This window comes from Pseudomonas sp. D1-1 (genome assembly GCF_051132225.1).
In the GTDB taxonomy this organism is placed as follows: domain Bacteria; phylum Pseudomonadota; class Gammaproteobacteria; order Pseudomonadales; family Pseudomonadaceae; genus Aquipseudomonas.
The window spans coordinates 2,971,351-2,987,576 of sequence record NZ_CP071676.1 but is presented as its reverse complement, the minus strand read 5'-3'; the positions used below and the strand labels follow the sequence as shown (position 1 = coordinate 2,987,576).

The window sequence follows — 16,226 nt, the reverse complement described above, 5'->3', positions numbered from 1 at the left end:
GATTCACCGCATGTTCTCCCCAGCAACGACTTTGCCCTTCGATCAATGCTTGAGCCTGGCGAGTGACGCCACACCACTCAAGGAATCCCGCTCATGCCTGTGAATCGCGAGGTGAAAAAGCATTATTTCGATTTTATCGTCTGTGGGGCGGGAGCTGCCGGCTCCGTCGTGGCCGGTCGCCTGGCCGAGAATCCTGAGGTAGAGGTATTGCTTATCGAGGCCGGCGGCAGCGACGAACATCCCCACGTGCTGGAACCGGGGAACTGGCCGCTGAACCTGGGCACCGAGCGCGATTGGAATTTCGTGGGTGCGGCAAACCCTCATCTCAACGACAGGAAAATCCCGCTGAATATGGGCCGCGGACTGGGCGGTGGGTCCAGCGTCAATGTCATGTTGTGGGCCCGCGGTCATAAAAACGACTGGGAAGATTTTGCCGCGCAAAGTGGCGACCCGGCGTGGAGCTACGCCTCGGTCCTGAAGATATATCAACGCGTGGAAGACTATCGGGGCACCTGCGATCCGGTCCGTCGTGGCAAGGGCGGACCGGTTCATGTCGCGCCTGTACGAGATGCTCAGCCGATTGCCAACGCCATGATCAGCGCGGCTGTCGGCATGGGTATACCGGCTTTCGAGAACCCGAACGGCGCGATGATGGAAGGTCGCGGAGGTGCGGCCCTGAACGACCTCATCGTTAAGGACGGCCAGCGTAACTCCATTTACCGCGCCTACGTCGCTCCACGCATTGGCCAGCCCAACCTCACGGTCCTGACTGATACGCTTGTCAGCCGCGTGCTTTTCCGGGACCAGCGCGTCATTGGCGTGCAAACCATACGCAATGGGCAGACCGAGTGTTTTTACGCCGACCACGAAGTGGTTCTTTCTCTGGGGGCGGTCAACACCCCCAAAGTCCTGATGCAATCAGGCGTGGGACCGGAGGAAGAATTGCAGCGTCATGGCATCCCGCTCGTCCAGCATCTCCCCGGCGTTGGCGCCAATCATCAGGATCACGTGTCCTTTGCGGTTATTTTCGAATACGCGACGCCACAACCGGTGGGCTATGGTGGCTCGGAGGCGACGCTCTACTGGAGCAGCGAAAGCGCTTTGCATCTCCCGGACATGTTCCACTGCCAGGTTGAATTTCCCGTACCCAGCGCAGAGACCGCTTCACTCGGTGTTCCCGCACATGGCTGGACAATGTTTGCCGGCCTTGCCCACCCGGAAAGTCGCGGACGGGTCAAGCTCAGCGGCCCGGATGTGACCGATGCCCCGATCATTCAGCCCAACACCCTCTCTCACCCCACCGATCGACGCAACGCGCTGGAGAACATCCGTTTTGTCCAGGAACTGGGCGCACAGGCACCCTTCAAGGGCTTGGTCAAACGTGAAAGCCTGCCGGGAAAACTCGACACCCAATCGCTCGAACATTATGCGCGCAACGCCGCCGTTACTTACTGGCACCAGTGTGGTACGGCAAAAATGGGCCAGGACGCGATGTCCGTGGTCAATGGTCAGCTGCGTGTCTATGGGGTCCAGGGCCTGCGCATTGCCGATGCATCCATCATGCCGCACGTCACGAGCGGCAATACGATGGCCCCTTGTGTCGTGATCGGTGAGCGGGCCGTGGAAGCCATACGGACCACTTACGACATATAAGCTTCAAAGCAAACTCAACGAAAGCTCCTTTGGTTGGCCGCATCCAGCCAATTTTCTATGCGCTCCTTCGGAGCGCTTTTTTTCGGCGCGATTGTTCATGGTTGTCCTGTCTCAAGCATGCCAGCCCATGAGAGGCTGTTCAGGCCGGCAGCGCCAGTGTTTCGTTGCCGACCAGGCTGGCGCGGGCCAAGTCGGTAAACGCCTTGAGCACTGCCGAAGGGTTGCGCCGGTTGGGGTAATACAGACACAAGTTGTCTCGCGCGGGGGTCCACGCCTCCAGCACCCGCTCGAACTCCGCACGCTCGATTTCGCCCTGAACGTCCTGTTCCATGAAAAAACCGAGAGCCACGCCCGCCCCGACTACCGCCTTGGCAAGGCCAGGTTCGTCCAGCGTGAATTGCCCGTTCACATCCAGCCTGATGACCTCCCCGTCGCGTTCCAGATGCCACGGATAAATGGCACCGTTGGGCAGGCGGATCCGCAAGCAGCCATGGTTGAGTAGATCGGCTGGCGTTCGAGGTCGGCCGTGCTTTTCGAAGTACGCCGGCGCGCCGACGATGGCGTAACGTTGCGGTCGGTCCAGCGGGACGACAATCATGTCGCTGGGTACCAGATTGGCAGACCGCACCCCAAGGTCGAAACCGTCAGCGACGATATCCACCAGGCGCCCTTCGGTCACCAGATCGATATGCACCTTCGGGTAACGCTGCGAAAACTCCAGCAACAGCGGCATCAGTGTCATACGGGCAGCACTGGCAAATGCGTTGATGCGCAATATTCCCGAAGGTCCGACATTGTGCGAGCGCACCGTCTCAAGCGCCGCGCGAACATCCTGCAGCGCCGGCCCGACTTGGGCCATGTACATCCGGCCGGCCTCGGTGAGGGACACGCTGCGCGTCGTGCGATTGAACAGCCGCGTTTCAAGGCTCGACTCCACTTTGGCGATGGTATTGCTCAGCGCGGTCGTCGAAACGCTCAAGTCGATAGCGGCTTGCCGAAACGAGGCCCGGCGCGCCACCGCCGTTACCGCCTCCAACTCACTGAGCCCAACACGAAGATCCGCCATTTTATTGTCCTGCTTTTCGGGATTGGTCATTAAGTTTATGCCAGTTGAGCAAACTATCCCATGGACGGCAAGATTACCGGGTGCAATCAATCATCGTCAGAAAGGATGCGCTTATGAACCTCAAGCTTCCCAGCGTCGTCGAGCAGTACTTCGACATCACCAATGGCAGCGATGCATCAAGCCTGGCGGCGTGTTTCAGCACAGACTCCACCGTGTTCGACGAAAACCGGACACATGAAGGGATCGAGGCGATCGAGGCCTGGCGACGCGAGACACAGCAAGCCTTTGCTTTCCAGGTCGAGCCAACCGAGGTTATCGACGGTGCAGGCACGTTGACCGTCTTCGCTCGTGTAACTGGTGATTTCCCAGGCAGTCCAGTCAAGTTGAAGCACCTGTTTACCTTAGCGGATGGTCGGATCCGCGCATTGGAGATTACCCCGTGAATCTGGATCTGAAAGGCAAACGCATTCTGGTTACCGGCGGCACCAAGGGCGTCGGCGAAGCGGTTGTCGAGTTGCTGCTCGACGAAGGCGCAAAAGTACTGACCTCAGCGCGCCAGGCGACCACCGGGATGTCACCAGACTTGTGCGTTCCGGCGGACCTGTCGACCCGGGAGGGCTGCGAGACACTGGTGGCAGCGACCAAGCGAATACTCGGTGACGTCGACGTCATCATCCACGTCGTCGGAGGCTCATCGGCACCCGGTGGCGGCTTTGCCGCACTGGACGAGGAACACTGGCAACGCGAACTCGATCTGAACCTGTTTGCGGCCGTGCGCATCGACCGAGCCTTGTTGCCCGCCATGCTCGAACGAAACGAAGGCGTCATTATCCACGTGACGTCCATCCAGAATCGATTGCCGTTGCCTGAAGCCACGACCGCTTACGCGGCTGCCAAGGCTGCGCTCTCGACTTACAGCAAAAGCCTGTCGAAGGAGGTTTCGCCGAAGGGCGTGCGTGTTGTCCGGGTATCGCCGGGGTGGGTTGAAACCGACGCGTCGGTCGCATTGGCCGAGCGCCTGGCAGAGCAAGCAGGTACCGACTATGAAGGCGGCAAGCGGATGATCATGGACGCGCTAGGCGGCATTCCACTCGGCCGCCCCTCGAAGCCTGCTGAAGTGGCGAACCTCATCGCTTTCCTGGCCTCGCCCCGCGCGGCATCCATTACCGGCAGCGAATTTATCATTGATGGGGGCACCATTCCGACGGCGTCATGAGCACCGGGGCGACTTCGACGGTCCGCCCAAGGCATTCAGCAAGCAAATGCTCGGCGCGTGCGGAACCTGCATGCCGGTAATCGTCACCTATTCAATAGGTAAAATTATGGAAGCGGAAGAAATGAATAGATTAGGCCCGACTGGATGGAACCAACAGTTCAGCTTCAACCCCGGAAAAGCCCCGAAGCTCGAACATGCCACGTCGGTTTCTCCCCGCCCGTTGACGGAGGTGGTCCGCGAGGACATCAAAAAGGTCAGCCAGCAAACGGGCATCAGCGCGGAGCACTTGCATCAACTACATGCCATCGCGCGCAGACATCAATGCGTTATCGCGTTTCGCCCCGTTGATCCACATAACGCGCAGCTGATAGAGATGGGTTACCCGACCAAGGGGCTGAACATAAAAGGAAAGAGTTCCATGATCGGCCCCCTGTTCGGATTCATTCCGGTAAAACAGCAGCTCTGTGGCAAGGGCAGCACCGCATCGGACGATATAGAAAAAGCCAATTTGCACGTCGAGCAATGTGTGGCAAACGGCCATGCGGTTAAAGTCCCCTTGGAACTGCCTGCGGCACGAATGGATTATCTGAAGCAACATGATTTGATCAGGGCGCTTGATCCGCCCGCATTCGAGAGCACCAGGGAAGATGGGTCTACGTTTAGCTTCACTGCTGAAGAAACAACCAGCGGCAACTATCGAATAGCCACGCAGGGCCAGGTTGTAGAAGTCCTGGCACCAAAGATTCAACCTCACGGCGAGCCAGCTCGGCCTTTTACCGCCGACTACGACTTGCTGTTTCTGATGCCTCAATGGGATGACGTCCCGCAACAAAGCCAACGACGAGGCTCAGCAACGCCAGCCGCGCCAAACGAGCAGCCGTTTAATATTGGCGTCGCCCATATTCGGTCGAAATATGAAAATGTCGCCCCCACAGATACGCAGGATTCCCACCCGCCAGTCGACTATCTCACCCGCCTCGAGGAACGAGTCATCAACGACATCAACCACGAATTACGCGGCGAGTTGAAAACCCATCTGAACATGGACAATCCGTCCGACTGGAACCTCGTTCATCATGGCTCGGACGAAGGCAACCCAGGCACCAACATGCGCAATAACTTCCCAGCCACCGTCGTTGCCCCGCAAGCACTCGGTGAATTTGGCGCCATCACCGTCCTACCTGACATGGACAGGTTGAATGAGTTCCTGGTGGAGGCACGTGACGCTCGCGGAAGCGGTCGTACGGGCTATGTGCTGGTCGGTAACCGGCAATGGCTCGATGACGAACTAAAAACCAACGTCACTAACCGCAGCCAGGAGATCATGCGCAAGCTCAGTAGTCCGTCGTCCTTTTCGCCACCTGAAACGCGTCGTGGTAGTACAGCCTCCGGTGAAGGCAGCCGGCGTGGCAGTCATATTTCCCAGCCTGAACTGGATTTATTGAGAGGGGCTGCCGAGCGTCGCAGGGCTCAGTCCGGTAGGTTGCCTGAATGAATCCACGTCGACTGGTACGACACGGGATGTATGTGTGTGTGTGATTACTTTTACTGCGGGCCGGACAACCTGGCCGAAGCGCCTGATATCAAGGTCATTGCCCAAAGTACTTCACTGCTTGGCGTCGATCTGTTGCTCTGCGGAGAGACCGGGACCGGCAAGGACACCCTGGCTCAGCGCATTCATTTGATGTCCGGGCGCAAGGGTGCCTTCGTCGCGATGAACTGCGCGGCAATCCCGGAATCATTGGCTGAAAGTGAATTGTTTGGTGTGGTCAGCGGCGCATTCACCGGTGCCAATCGCTCGCGCAAGGGCTATATCGAGGCCGCGCAGGGCGGGACTTTGTACCTCGATGAAATCGACAGCATGCCACTCAGCCTGCAAGCCAAGTTGCTGCGTGTCCTTGAGGTGCGAGCCATCGAGCGTTTGGGCTCTACCACGGTCATTCCACTGGATATCTGTGTGATCGCCTCGGCCCAGCGGCCCTTGGCCGAGTTGGTGGAGCGGGGTGAGTTCAGGCGCGATCTGTATTTTCGCCTCAATGTGCTGACGATCCAGTTGCCAGCGCTACGTGACCGTCGCGAAGACATCGTTCCACTGTTTTCCCAGTTCGTGAACGCAGCTGGGCAAGACCTGGGGTGCGCACCGAAACCCATATCCCCCGAGCTCATGCAGACACTGCTGAGCCATCCCTGGCCGGGCAATATCCGTGAACTGAAATCGGCGGCCAAGCGATATATCCTGGGGCTGGCGTCGATAACCCTAGGCTCAGGCACGGAGATCGAGGGGCGCACGCTGAGGGCGCAACTGCGCGCTATCGAACGCATCCTTATCCAGGAAGCCCTCAAGCGTCACGGGCACTCGATTGATGCGGCGAGTGTGGAATTGGGCATCCCCCGTAGAACTCTTTATCACCGGATCAAATCGTTGGATGTATTCGGCAAGGCATCGTTGCTTGAAAAAATCTGCAAGCTGACTGCTACTGAACGCAAAAAATGTCTGGCTGACGTGGGAACCGGATAAGGCTATCGACCACTCACCTGATCAGATTTATTCTGCCAAGCATATGAGGAGAAAATCGAATGATATCGGGTGCGAGCCACTCTCCCGTTTCCATTGCTCCCTTGCGACATGAGCGAACCATCGGACCTGCCACGTCTTGCGTCCAAACCGCACACGTATCCAAGCTTTCCCCCTCGCATCTGAGTAAACAGGCCCTTGACGCGCTTAAGGCCGACTCCCCGGACAAAATACAGTCAGCCATCACCCGTATGGCGGACAACGCCATTGTCGATGGATCGCTGAATCTGTGCTCAACCGAGCACAACGAGGCGACATTCAAGCTGTTGCTCAGCCAGAGAAACAGCAGCCCCGGTGAATTGCTAGTGCACACCAGGAAAAATGAACAGCAGCGCGACGACATCCTGGAACTCAAGCATAAATCCTATGCAGCGGGCCCCACCGAAACCGTCGTGCTCATGGAACGGCCGCATGAAGGCGCGCGTTCGACTGACCCTCAACAAGAGGCGATGGAGACATCAAAAAAACTGAATTCACTGCCGCCGACGTTGGGCGATGGCTCCCACAAACAGAGTCTTCCCAGGCTGAGCGAATATGCCCGAGTGCAGATTCAGAAAAGAGATGCTCAGTTCGTCGGCCAGAAGGTGGATAAAAAAGATGCTAACAAGCGCTATCAAACGCTTGAACAGGAAAACCGCCAACTGCCCCCCGCATAAAAAAAATCAGAAACCGAAATCTGGCGAACAGCAATAAACCAAGCCGACCTGGTCAACCGTTCCGGCTTTTCCGCTCGCAACCAGATGGCAATTCGTAAAGGCAAAGCTCCACTGGAAGCAAAAGCCGTCGCCGCCCTCAGTATGCTTTACACCCCTATTGGCATGGCACGTAAAATCCTTGCATCCAAACAGCTGATAAAAGTCGGTCAGCAGGAACTCGACACAAGGCGCCAACTCGATGCTCTACCGCGGGCGGAAAATGCCGGAGTCATCGCGTCGCGTGCGAAGCGAGACAGCCTGGAATCGCTTGACCTGAACGATATCTCATTGGGGCGCGTAGAATCCGGCGAACCGGATAACCTGACAATCAAGGCCGGCGCCGCGGCTTATCAGGCGGTAAGCCCAGAGACACGTGCGGCCCTGGACGCGATTTTGGTGCTTCTCGAAAACCATGGAGAAGCCGCCTTAACGGACCTTTCCGAAAAATCACGACGTTCTCTCGACGAGTTTCGCGACGTGTCCTCCCGACTTTCCTTTGTGGACGCCGACGACGTTGGGCCAATTGTCTGGTAACTCGCCCAATGGCTCTGTAGCCCGTCGCTGCAGCACCGGATAAAACAATGCCTGTCCAGCAATGGCCCATGAATAAACCCGTCCTGCCTGTCACCTACGAGCAGATGGATCGCTGGGTCGCCTCGATACAGCCGGTGCTTCTCGAAGAGCGGTTCAGCAGCATCATCGGCATCTTGCGAGGGGGAGCGCCCCTGGCCTTAATGGTTTCGCATGCCACGGGCGTCGAAACGGCCTTTTTGCGTTATTACCGGGCGGATCAAAGCGTGATCTGGGACTCATCGGTCCCACTCCCTCCATCCGGCAGCAAAGTGCTGCTCTGTGAGGACATTGCCGGCGCCGGGCACACGCTGAAGGACTGCGTGGCGTTTTTGCAGCAGCGAGGTTTGATCGTCAGGATCTTCACTGTCGGCTTCGACGATCTAAGTGGTATTCGCCCCGATTATGGGTTGGACGGGCAAGGATATTTCTTGCAGTTCCCTTGGGAGCGGCAAACCGTTACCCGCGCTTATCGCGACCGCTGGAACGCCACCGGTGGCGGACGCGCCGGCACGATGGCCCATGACCACGATTACGACGTGTACGCCGTTGACCTCGACGGGATATTGCTCCCGGATATCCCGCTCCAGCGCTATGCGGCTGACCTGACCGCGGCGCTCGACGAACGCGACCGCCTCGATCCCTTCAACCAGCTGCCGCCCTTGGGGCGGGTAAAGGCCATCATCACCGGACGCCCGGAGATGGATCGAGCTCGGACTCAAGCCTGGCTTCGCCAGCACGGCCATGGCGCGATACAGCTGATCATGAGAGACATTCACTCGTGCAGCGACAGCCCGGACCAGGTTGCTCTCTACAAGGCCCGCGCATCCGTGCAGTTGGGGTGCACGCACTTTATTGAAAGCGATCCGACGCAAGCGATCATGATCGCGCATCAAGCGCCTTTGCTGCGGATGATCTGGTGGGATGCCGAATGCAGCCAGGGACGGTTGATTGGGGCGGCGGGCTGGAAACAGAGTGCGCCTGAGGCGCCATGCGCCATGCGCCATGGCTGAAGCTGCGCATTTGCAGATATTCACGCCAGAACCCGCTCGGAAAACATCCACAGCTGCTGCAAAAGGAGGTTAGATTATCGCCTTCGACCAGCAGAGGTGCGGCGTCATGCCTTCAACCCCCGATTCAACGGTGCGCACCAGAGGGCAACGCGGCGCGGACCTGTTCGTAGAAGTGCTGCGCAGCGAAGGCGTTCGCCATGTCTTCGGCAATCCAGGCACCACGGAGCTGCCGTTGCTCGATGCGCTTTCAGGCGTCTCTGATATTCACTACGTGCTCGGCCTCCAGGAAGCCTCCGTCGTGGCGATGGCCGACGGTTATGCGCAAGCGTCCGGGCGCCCCGCTTTCGTCAATCTCCATACGGCCGGTGGGCTGGGCAATGCGATGGGCGCCATCCTGAACGCGAAGATGGCGAACACGCCTTTGGTGATCACCGCAGGCCAGCAAGACACCCGCCATGGGGTAACCGATCCGCTGCTTCACGGTGATCTGGTCAGCCTGGCCCGACCGAGCGTCAAGTGGGCGGAGGAAATCCAGCATCCCGAACATATCCCGATGCTGTTGCGCCGCGCTCTTCAGGACTGCCGTACGGGGCCGACCGGCCCGGTGTTCCTTTCGCTGCCGATCAACGTGATGGAGCAGCACACGGATACCGGTGCTGGCCAGCCGTCGCGAATCGAACGGGGTGCGGTGACCGCAGCAATCGAGCCATTGGCTGACGCTTTATCGACGGTTACCCCGGGCCGGCTGGCGATGATCGTCGGTGAAGAGGTGTTCCAGTCGAATGCGCAAGCGGAAGCGGTGAGGCTCGCCGAAGCGCTCGGCGCGCCGGTGTTCGGGCCCTCTTGGCCCGGGCATATCCCGTTCCCCACCGCTCATCCTCAATGGCGAGGCGCCCTGGCGCCCAAGGCTGCCGACATCAGGGCAACATTCGCTGAATTCGACGCTGTGCTGCTTCTCGGCGGCCATTCGCTGATCAGTTACCAATACTCGGACGGCCCGGCGATTCCCCCACATTGCCGCCTCATTCAATTGACCGGCGATGGCCACCAACTGGGCAGGGTCCATGAAACGGCGCTGGGATTGATAGGCGACATAAGGCTGTCGTTGCAGCTGTTGCTGCCATTCCTGGATGAACAACTGGCCCCGCACGGCCAGGCAATCGCGACGCTGCGAAATCTCGCTGCGCACGAGCGCAATAACCGTCGGGTCGAAGTGGCCGAGCGCGCGCGCCGTGAATTCGATACGCCGGTGACCACGCCTTTCGTGGCGGCCCATGAAGCTGTCCGGGCCATCGGCCCTGACGTCTGGATCGTCGACGAAGCGCCGGTCACCATCCCTCACGTGCGTGCTTGCCTGGACTCACATTCGGCCAGCCAGTACCTGTTTACGCGTAGCGCCATCCTCGGCTGGGGCATGCCGGCGGCTGTCGGCACATCCCTTGGCCTGGACCGCAGCCCGGTGGTGTGTCTGGTCGGCGATGGCTCGGCGATGTATTCACCCCAAGCGCTGTGGACAGCTGCCCACGAGCGTTTGCCGGTGACTTTTGTGGTCATGAATAATGGCGAATACAACATTCTGAAAAACTACGCGCGTAACCAGGCGCATTACCGCAGTGCCGGCACCGACCAGTTCATCGGCATGGACATCCGCGACCCGGCCATCGACTTCCTGGCCCTCGCTTCTTCCCTGGGGATTGCGTCGCGCAGGGTCGAGCGAGCCTGCGACATTGCCGGGGCGGTCGAGGATGGTATTCGCTCGGGCCGTCCCAATCTCATCGAATTGCCGATCACGGCTTGAAGCTGCTTTGGCGCGAATCCATGTGGTTCAAGCCCGGAACCATTCCCTGCGCTCATCCAGCGTGTGGCGGATCAGTTCGATGAGCATCTGCACCTGCGGCACTGGCCGGGCCTCGGTGCTCGCCGCCATCCACAGGTGGCGCTGCATCGGCTGCTCAAACAACCCCGGCAAGGCGACCAGGCCGCGATCGAAATGGCTCATGTATTGCGGCAACAGGCCAATGCAGGCGCAGCAGCGGATCATTTCCAGCATCAGCTCATAGGATTGCACCTGCACCACGCCGGCGCGGCGTTGCTCGACGAGGGTATTCCACGGCGTGAAACTGCCCACCTGGCTGTCGGCCTGCCATTGCACCAACATGTAGTCGTCCAGCTCTTCCAACCGGCGCGGACGGCTGGCCGGGCGGGAATAACGCTTGGCGATGTAGGGCAGATAGTCCAGCCGCGCCAGCCGCTCCGGCGCCTGTGTCGCAACGCTCGGCACCGGTGTCGATTCCTGCCCGTCACTCAGCCACAGCACCAGGTCGGCACTGACCGCCTGCAGCGCCAGTTCGCTGTCCAGCGTGATGATTTGCAAGCGCACGCTGGCGTTGCGGCGCAGCAATGAGATCAGGTCACGACCCAGAAGGTCATGCAGGATCGACTCGGCCACTGCAAGGCGAATCAACGGTTGATCGGCCAGCGCTGGCGGACCATCCTCGCCCAGGGCAAGCAAGCGCGCCTGCAATTGCCGTCCTTCGCGGGTAAGCGCCAGGGTGCTGCCCTGGAAGCTGAACAGTGATCGCTGCAGGCGAGCTTCCAGTTGGGCCAACTGCTTGCGCAGCCAGGTGGCCTTGACGTTCAGGCTGCGGGACGCCTGCATGAAACAGCCACAACGGGCGCTGACCAGAAAACACTGCGCCACCTGCGGCTCGATGCTGGCGGCCAAGGCCAACCACGGCTCAGGTGCGCGCAAGGGCGCGCGGTATGCGGTGACAGCCTGGCGTCCTGCGGGCTCTATGAAAGACATGAGTGACTCCCTGTCATTTAAAAACCGATTAAGCGTGGCGAGGGAGCTTGCTCCTTCGCCACAAAAAACATGGCGGCGTGGCTACCTAACCTCCTCCAGCACCTTGCTCAACTGCGCGCCATCAATGCTCAACGTCGCGGTGTCGAGCATGCCGTCCAGGTAGGCCTTGGCGATCTGCTCCTGGCGCTGGGCACGCAACGCCTGGGTCAGGCGCTCGCGGACTTCATCCAGGGTCGCTTCCCGCGCCGGTTGCTGCTCGGTGAGCTTGATCACATGGAAGCCCGCCGCGCTCTGCACCGGGTCCGATACCGCGCCTACCTTCAACCGCACCACTGCCTCGCGTACCGTAGGCACCAATTGTTGCAACGGCTGGAAGCCACTATCACCACCGCGCTCGGCACTGGTGCGGTCCTGGGAATAACGGCTGGCCAGGGCGGCGAATTCAGCCGGCGCGGCCTGGGCCTTTTTGCTCAGCTCCACGGCTTGGCGGCGCACCGCCTCGACGGTCTGTGGCTCGGTCGCCGCAAGGAAAATCTGGCTGACCCGGTACAGCGCAGGCGCGGTCCAGTTGGCTTTTCCTGCTTCGTAGGCCTGTTTCAGCTCATCCTCGCTGGGATACCCGGCCGGCACCTGGCTGACCGACTGCAGATAATCCCGAAAGACAATCTGCTCGGTCGCAGCGCGCATCTGGCGCTCCACTTCCGGGCGCTGACGCCAGCCTTGGGCATCGGCCTGCTCCAGCACGGCTTTTTCCGCCAGTCTTGCGCGGATCCAGCCCTCCAGTGCGGCGCGGTTGCCGCGCATCTGCTGGCGTACCTCGGGGGCGAGCGTCGCAAGCAGCGCCTTGAGTTCTTCCGGGCTGACCTGCTGGCTGCCCAACCGCGCCAGGCTCGGCGACTCGCTTGTCGCCACGCTGACCGATTGCACCGCCGCCACCGGATCGTTGCCGGGACGCAAGCCGAGGGCAACAGCCACGGCGACCAGGCCCAGCGCCGCAGCGCTGATGACAAACGTTGGCTTTTTCACAGTGCGGCGGCCTCCTCCTGCGCGGCTTCAGCGGGCTCGGCGCCGGTGTGCAGGCGGGCGGCGTTCTGGCTGAACTCGCGCAGGTAGACGATGAATTCCTGAAGCAACCGGTCCCACAGTTCCAGGTTGCTGCGCAGGTGCTCGGCGCTGACGCCGGCCGCCACCACCACGTCCATTTCCATCACCAGGAATTCGCCCTGCACCGACAACCGGGCAAAACGTCGCGAGGCATTCCACAGTTCCGCCAGCCCGGCCGGCAATTCACCCTGCACGCGCAAGGCACAGCTGAAGGTGAAGTCCAGGTATTGGCCCGGCGTCGGTGTCGGATTGCCGAAGCGCACGGCATAACCGATGCCTTGGCTGGCGCTGAGCAGTTGCACGATACCGTTCTGCTCCGTTTCGTTGACCCGATAACCGGCGGCTTGCAACACCTCGGTGAGGGACGCGGGCGTGACGTGTTCAATCAATGAAGTCATGTTGGTTCTTCCTTGCGCTATCAATGGGTGATCGAGGCCTGGGGCGCATCGAAACGGTTCTTGTAGAGATCATCGCCAAAACCTTGGGCCAACTCTTCGAAACGTACCCGGGCCTTGCCGGCGAACGGCTGGCGGATCTTCATGACGTCGGTCACGTCGATGGTTTCGTAGGCGTGCAGCAGTTCCTTGGCGACGTCGTACATCTGCTGATTCTTGACCGAACATTGCTGCACTTGTGTGTCACGTTCATGCAACCGGGCTTCGAGGCGGGCCCGTTCGGTTTCCTTGCCCCGGGCCATGACCAGCAGCTCGTCGTAGGCCTTCTTGAACTTGCCGATCTGCTCGTGGCTGGCCGCGGCCTGGGCCTGGGCCTGGCTTTGCAGGCTTTCCTGGCGCCCGGCCAGTTGTTCGGCCAGGCCTTGCGCCTTGGCCAGCTCGGCGGTCAGGCGCTTGACCTGCGCCTCGGCTTCCTTGGCGCGGTTTTCCGCCGCCTGGCGGGCGACGCTGGCCTGGGCCTGCTCGCTCTGCAACGTCTGCAACTGGGCGGTGGTGCTGCGCAGTTGCGTGCGCAGGCGTTCTTCCAGGCCTTCGCCGTGGGCGCTGCCGATCAATAACGGACTGAGCAGCAGGCCCAGCAGCAACGCGGAAGGACAAGGGTTGATGGCTCGCCTTTTCATGAGGCCTCCCGGCGCTTAGAAGCGCGTGTTGATTTCAAGCTGCAGGACATCGATGTCGTACGGCGCGCCGTACACCGCTTCGGAACTCAGCCAGCGACCGGTGGCGAAGACGTTGCTCGCCAGGCCGTAGTTGCCGCCCAGGAAATAGCCCTTGGCGTTGGTGCCGCCCAAGTGGAACGAGGAATCGTTGAAGCCGTCCGGCAAGGCGTCCGGCTGGATATATTTGTAGCCGGCGAACATGTTCCAGTCGCCCTGGCGCTTGAGCTCCAGGGAGTTACCCAGGGTGAACTGGAGCATCCAGGCGTTGGCTCCGCTCTCGACTTCACCGTTCTCATCGAGGTTGTTGGCGAACTGCCCTTCCGAACGTTTGCGCATTTCACCTTCGTCATAACCGAGGTTATGCACGTAATGCGCCTGGCTGCGCAGCTTCAGGTCTTCCGGCAGATCGGTGTCCCACGCCAGGTTCAGGTCCAGCAGGTTGAACTCCGAGGCCAGGCCGACGTATTGCGGCTGTGGCGTGGCAGACGGATTGAGCGGATTGGGCGTGATGTCGCGCAGCAGGAACACGGTGTTGCCCTTCTGCATGAACGCCACGCGCGAGCCGTCGGTGTCGCAGCCCGGGTCACCGGCCCAGGGCTCGCACGGCGACGAGCGTTGGCCTTCGATGTCGTCGAAGCGGTAATAGGCCAGCGCACCCTTGACGCGGTTGCTGTCGTTGATTGCCCAGTTGGCGCCCAGTTGCGCGCCGTACAACCACTTGTTGTCGCTCTCTTCCTTGTCTGTGCCGTTGCTGGTGCTGGTGTCGTTGGTGTACTCCACCGGGAACGCGCCGACGGTGCCGAACAGGCCGAAGTCCTGGCTGAGCTTGCGGTTGAAAATCGCCGCCACGCCATCGAAGTTCAGGTCGCCGGAGTACAGCAGGTCGGTAGAGTAGAACGGGTTGGCGATACGCCCGCCGGTCAGGGTCAACTCGTCCGAGGGCTTCCAGGTCAGGTAACCCTGGTCGAGCCAGATATCCTTCTTGCCGAAGCCGCCGCCGAGGGTCTGGGTGGTGGACACCGGGTTGTTGTCCGAGCCGGTGCCGATGCGGATGCCCGCGGTCCACTCGGGCGCGATCACCGCCTTCATGCCCAGGCGCGCGCGCAGGCGGAAGAGGTTTTCGCGGTCCTCGCGGGTGTTGAGCAAGGGCGGCAGGTTCGAGCTGCTGTTGGGGTTGACATCGTAGGGGCCGCGGTCGTTGAGGCGAGCGAAGTCGACGATCTGGTTGCTGTTGGTGCCCGAGTAGTAGCGCGACTCGTCCCGCAGGCGGATATCGCCATCAAAACTGATGCGCGAGACCCAATCCGGGAAGGTGTTGGGTTGCGCCCAGTTTTCCTGTTTGGCCGTGGCCATGACTTCGGCCTTGACCTGGTCGCGGATCTGCTCACGCACGATGTTCGGCACGTACTGCACCCGCACATCCCCGGGCGCACCGGCGGGTGCGGCGGCAACGGCAGTGGCAGCCTGACGGGCCTGCACGGCTTCGCGCTCGGCCTGGGCGATCAGGCCTTCAGCCTGGTCCTGCTTCAGCACGCCCTGCTGCACCAGCAGGCGGATCAGATTGATCGTGGCGTTTTCCGAAGGCGCCGGGGCTGCCGACGCGTGGCCGGCCAGGCTCAAGACAACCAGGCCGACCGCCCACGACAATCGATTCACATTGGCAATCATCTGCACACAACTCCTGTTGGCAAACTTTCAAGAATTCGGGTTAACCCGGACGCCGTCCCTGCAAGGACAGGCGCACGGGCAAAGTCAGGGAGGCCGGAGGCCGTTCACTCAGATGCGGCGCGGCACGCAGGGCGGCGATCACTTGCTCATCCAACTGCGGGTTGCCGCTGGACTTGACCAGCTCGACACGGGTGATTTCCCCGACCGCGCTGAGCCAGACGTCGGCCTGCAGCGAAAACGCCAGGCTGCGCAAGTCAGGGTTCTCCCGCAGCAAGCGCTGGAAGGTGAACGCCAGAAACTGGCTGTAGGTGCCGTTGCCGAGGCGTCCGCCCCCTGCCCCGGCCATGCCGCCACCCTTACCCGCGCCAATGTTGAAAGCGTCGTTGCCGGCCTGGGCATCACCGTCCATCTGCATCGGGTTGGCCAGGTCATCCACCGGCGACGGCGGCGCTTCTTCCTCGGGCTTGACCTCTTCGGGTTCCGGGGTCGGTTCGGGCTCGGGCACTTTTTCCTCGACCTTGGGTTCCGGCTCCTTGGGTTTTTCCGGGGGCGGCGGTGGTGGTGGCGGCAGCGGGATGATGGTCGGCACCTTCGGCGCTTCACGGCGCACGCCGCTCATGTCGTTGGCCCATTGCCACAGCAGCCAGGCCGCCAGGCCAGCCAGCGCCAGGCCGGCGGCCCACTTGAGCAGGCGCAGCGGCGAGCGCTTCACGGGGGGCGGGTTGACGGGAAGTCTGGCGGTCATG

The 16,226-nt window shown here is 60.9% G+C and carries 16 protein-coding genes; 9 read left to right on the top strand and 7 right to left on the bottom strand.

Translation table 11 applies throughout. The features are described 5' to 3' along the window. Positions 1-93: 93 nt before the first annotated feature. Positions 94-1,653, top strand: coding sequence for a GMC family oxidoreductase (locus J3P86_RS13425; protein WP_434698135.1), 1,560 nt, complete (start codon positions 94-96; stop codon positions 1,651-1,653). Between the two features lie 139 nt (positions 1,654-1,792). On the opposite strand, the gene J3P86_RS13420 is transcribed toward J3P86_RS13425, so the two are convergent. Beyond that, a complete protein-coding gene (locus J3P86_RS13420) occupies positions 1,793-2,719 on the bottom strand; it encodes a LysR substrate-binding domain-containing protein (protein ID WP_434698134.1) in 927 nt (308 codons plus the stop codon). A gap of 113 nt (positions 2,720-2,832) precedes the next feature. Between J3P86_RS13420 and J3P86_RS13415 the strand changes: the two genes are divergently transcribed. The 8 genes from J3P86_RS13415 (at position 2,833) to J3P86_RS13380 (ending at position 10,586) form a co-directional block, all read left to right on the top strand. Then, positions 2,833-3,162: a nuclear transport factor 2 family protein gene (locus tag J3P86_RS13415; RefSeq protein WP_434698133.1), complete on the top strand. Its 330-nt coding sequence runs from the start codon at positions 2,833-2,835 to the stop codon at positions 3,160-3,162. Continuing rightward, positions 3,159-3,935 carry an SDR family oxidoreductase gene (locus J3P86_RS13410; protein WP_434698132.1) on the top strand — a complete coding sequence of 259 codons (777 nt, stop codon included), beginning with the start codon at positions 3,159-3,161 and terminating at the stop codon, positions 3,933-3,935. Before J3P86_RS13415 ends, J3P86_RS13410 begins: the two co-directional genes overlap by 4 nt. A gap of 70 nt (positions 3,936-4,005) precedes the next feature. After that, positions 4,006-5,430 (top strand): anthrax toxin-like adenylyl cyclase domain-containing protein, encoded by a 1,425-nt coding sequence (locus J3P86_RS13405; protein ID WP_434698130.1) that lies wholly within the window; start codon positions 4,006-4,008, stop codon positions 5,428-5,430. A gap of 30 nt (positions 5,431-5,460) precedes the next feature. Continuing rightward, positions 5,461-6,453: a sigma 54-interacting transcriptional regulator gene (locus J3P86_RS13400; protein ID WP_434698129.1), complete on the top strand. Its 993-nt coding sequence runs from the start codon at positions 5,461-5,463 to the stop codon at positions 6,451-6,453. Between the two features lie 59 nt (positions 6,454-6,512). Further along, positions 6,513-7,166: a hypothetical protein gene (locus J3P86_RS13395; protein WP_434698128.1), complete on the top strand. Its 654-nt coding sequence runs from the start codon at positions 6,513-6,515 to the stop codon at positions 7,164-7,166. Between the two features lie 84 nt (positions 7,167-7,250). Continuing rightward, complete coding sequence (locus J3P86_RS13390; RefSeq protein ID WP_434698127.1) at positions 7,251-7,739, top strand: hypothetical protein; 489 nt, start codon at positions 7,251-7,253, stop codon at positions 7,737-7,739. 68 nt (positions 7,740-7,807) lie between these two features. Then, positions 7,808-8,788, top strand: a complete 981-nt coding sequence (locus J3P86_RS13385) for a phosphoribosyltransferase family protein (protein WP_434698126.1) — start codon at positions 7,808-7,810, stop codon at positions 8,786-8,788. Between the two features lie 106 nt (positions 8,789-8,894). Next, positions 8,895-10,586, top strand: a complete 1,692-nt coding sequence (locus tag J3P86_RS13380) for a thiamine pyrophosphate-binding protein (protein WP_434698125.1) — start codon at positions 8,895-8,897, stop codon at positions 10,584-10,586. 27 nt (positions 10,587-10,613) lie between these two features. On the opposite strand, the gene J3P86_RS13375 is transcribed toward J3P86_RS13380, so the two are convergent. The 6 genes from J3P86_RS13375 to J3P86_RS13350 all read right to left on the bottom strand — a co-directional run bounded on the left by J3P86_RS13375 (position 10,614) and on the right by J3P86_RS13350 (position 16,225). Next, entirely contained in the window at positions 10,614-11,594 is a 981-nt protein-coding gene (locus J3P86_RS13375; RefSeq protein ID WP_434698124.1) for a LysR substrate-binding domain-containing protein, read from the bottom strand. A gap of 81 nt (positions 11,595-11,675) precedes the next feature. Continuing rightward, positions 11,676-12,620, bottom strand: a complete 945-nt coding sequence (locus tag J3P86_RS13370; protein ID WP_434698123.1) for a peptidylprolyl isomerase — start codon at positions 12,618-12,620, stop codon at positions 11,676-11,678. Next, positions 12,617-13,096 carry a YbjN domain-containing protein gene (locus J3P86_RS13365; RefSeq protein ID WP_434698122.1) on the bottom strand — a complete coding sequence of 160 codons (480 nt, stop codon included), beginning with the start codon at positions 13,094-13,096 and terminating at the stop codon, positions 12,617-12,619. Before J3P86_RS13365 ends, J3P86_RS13370 begins: the two co-directional genes overlap by 4 nt. Before the next feature lie 20 nt (positions 13,097-13,116). After that, positions 13,117-13,773 carry a DNA repair protein gene (locus tag J3P86_RS13360; protein WP_434698121.1) on the bottom strand — a complete coding sequence of 219 codons (657 nt, stop codon included), beginning with the start codon at positions 13,771-13,773 and terminating at the stop codon, positions 13,117-13,119. Between the two features lie 15 nt (positions 13,774-13,788). Then, positions 13,789-15,480: a putative porin gene (locus J3P86_RS13355; RefSeq protein ID WP_434698120.1), complete on the bottom strand. Its 1,692-nt coding sequence runs from the start codon at positions 15,478-15,480 to the stop codon at positions 13,789-13,791. A 40-nt stretch (positions 15,481-15,520) separates the two neighbouring features. After that, positions 15,521-16,225 (bottom strand): energy transducer TonB family protein, encoded by a 705-nt coding sequence (locus J3P86_RS13350; RefSeq protein ID WP_434698119.1) that lies wholly within the window; start codon positions 16,223-16,225, stop codon positions 15,521-15,523. Position 16,226: the final 1 nt, after the last annotated feature.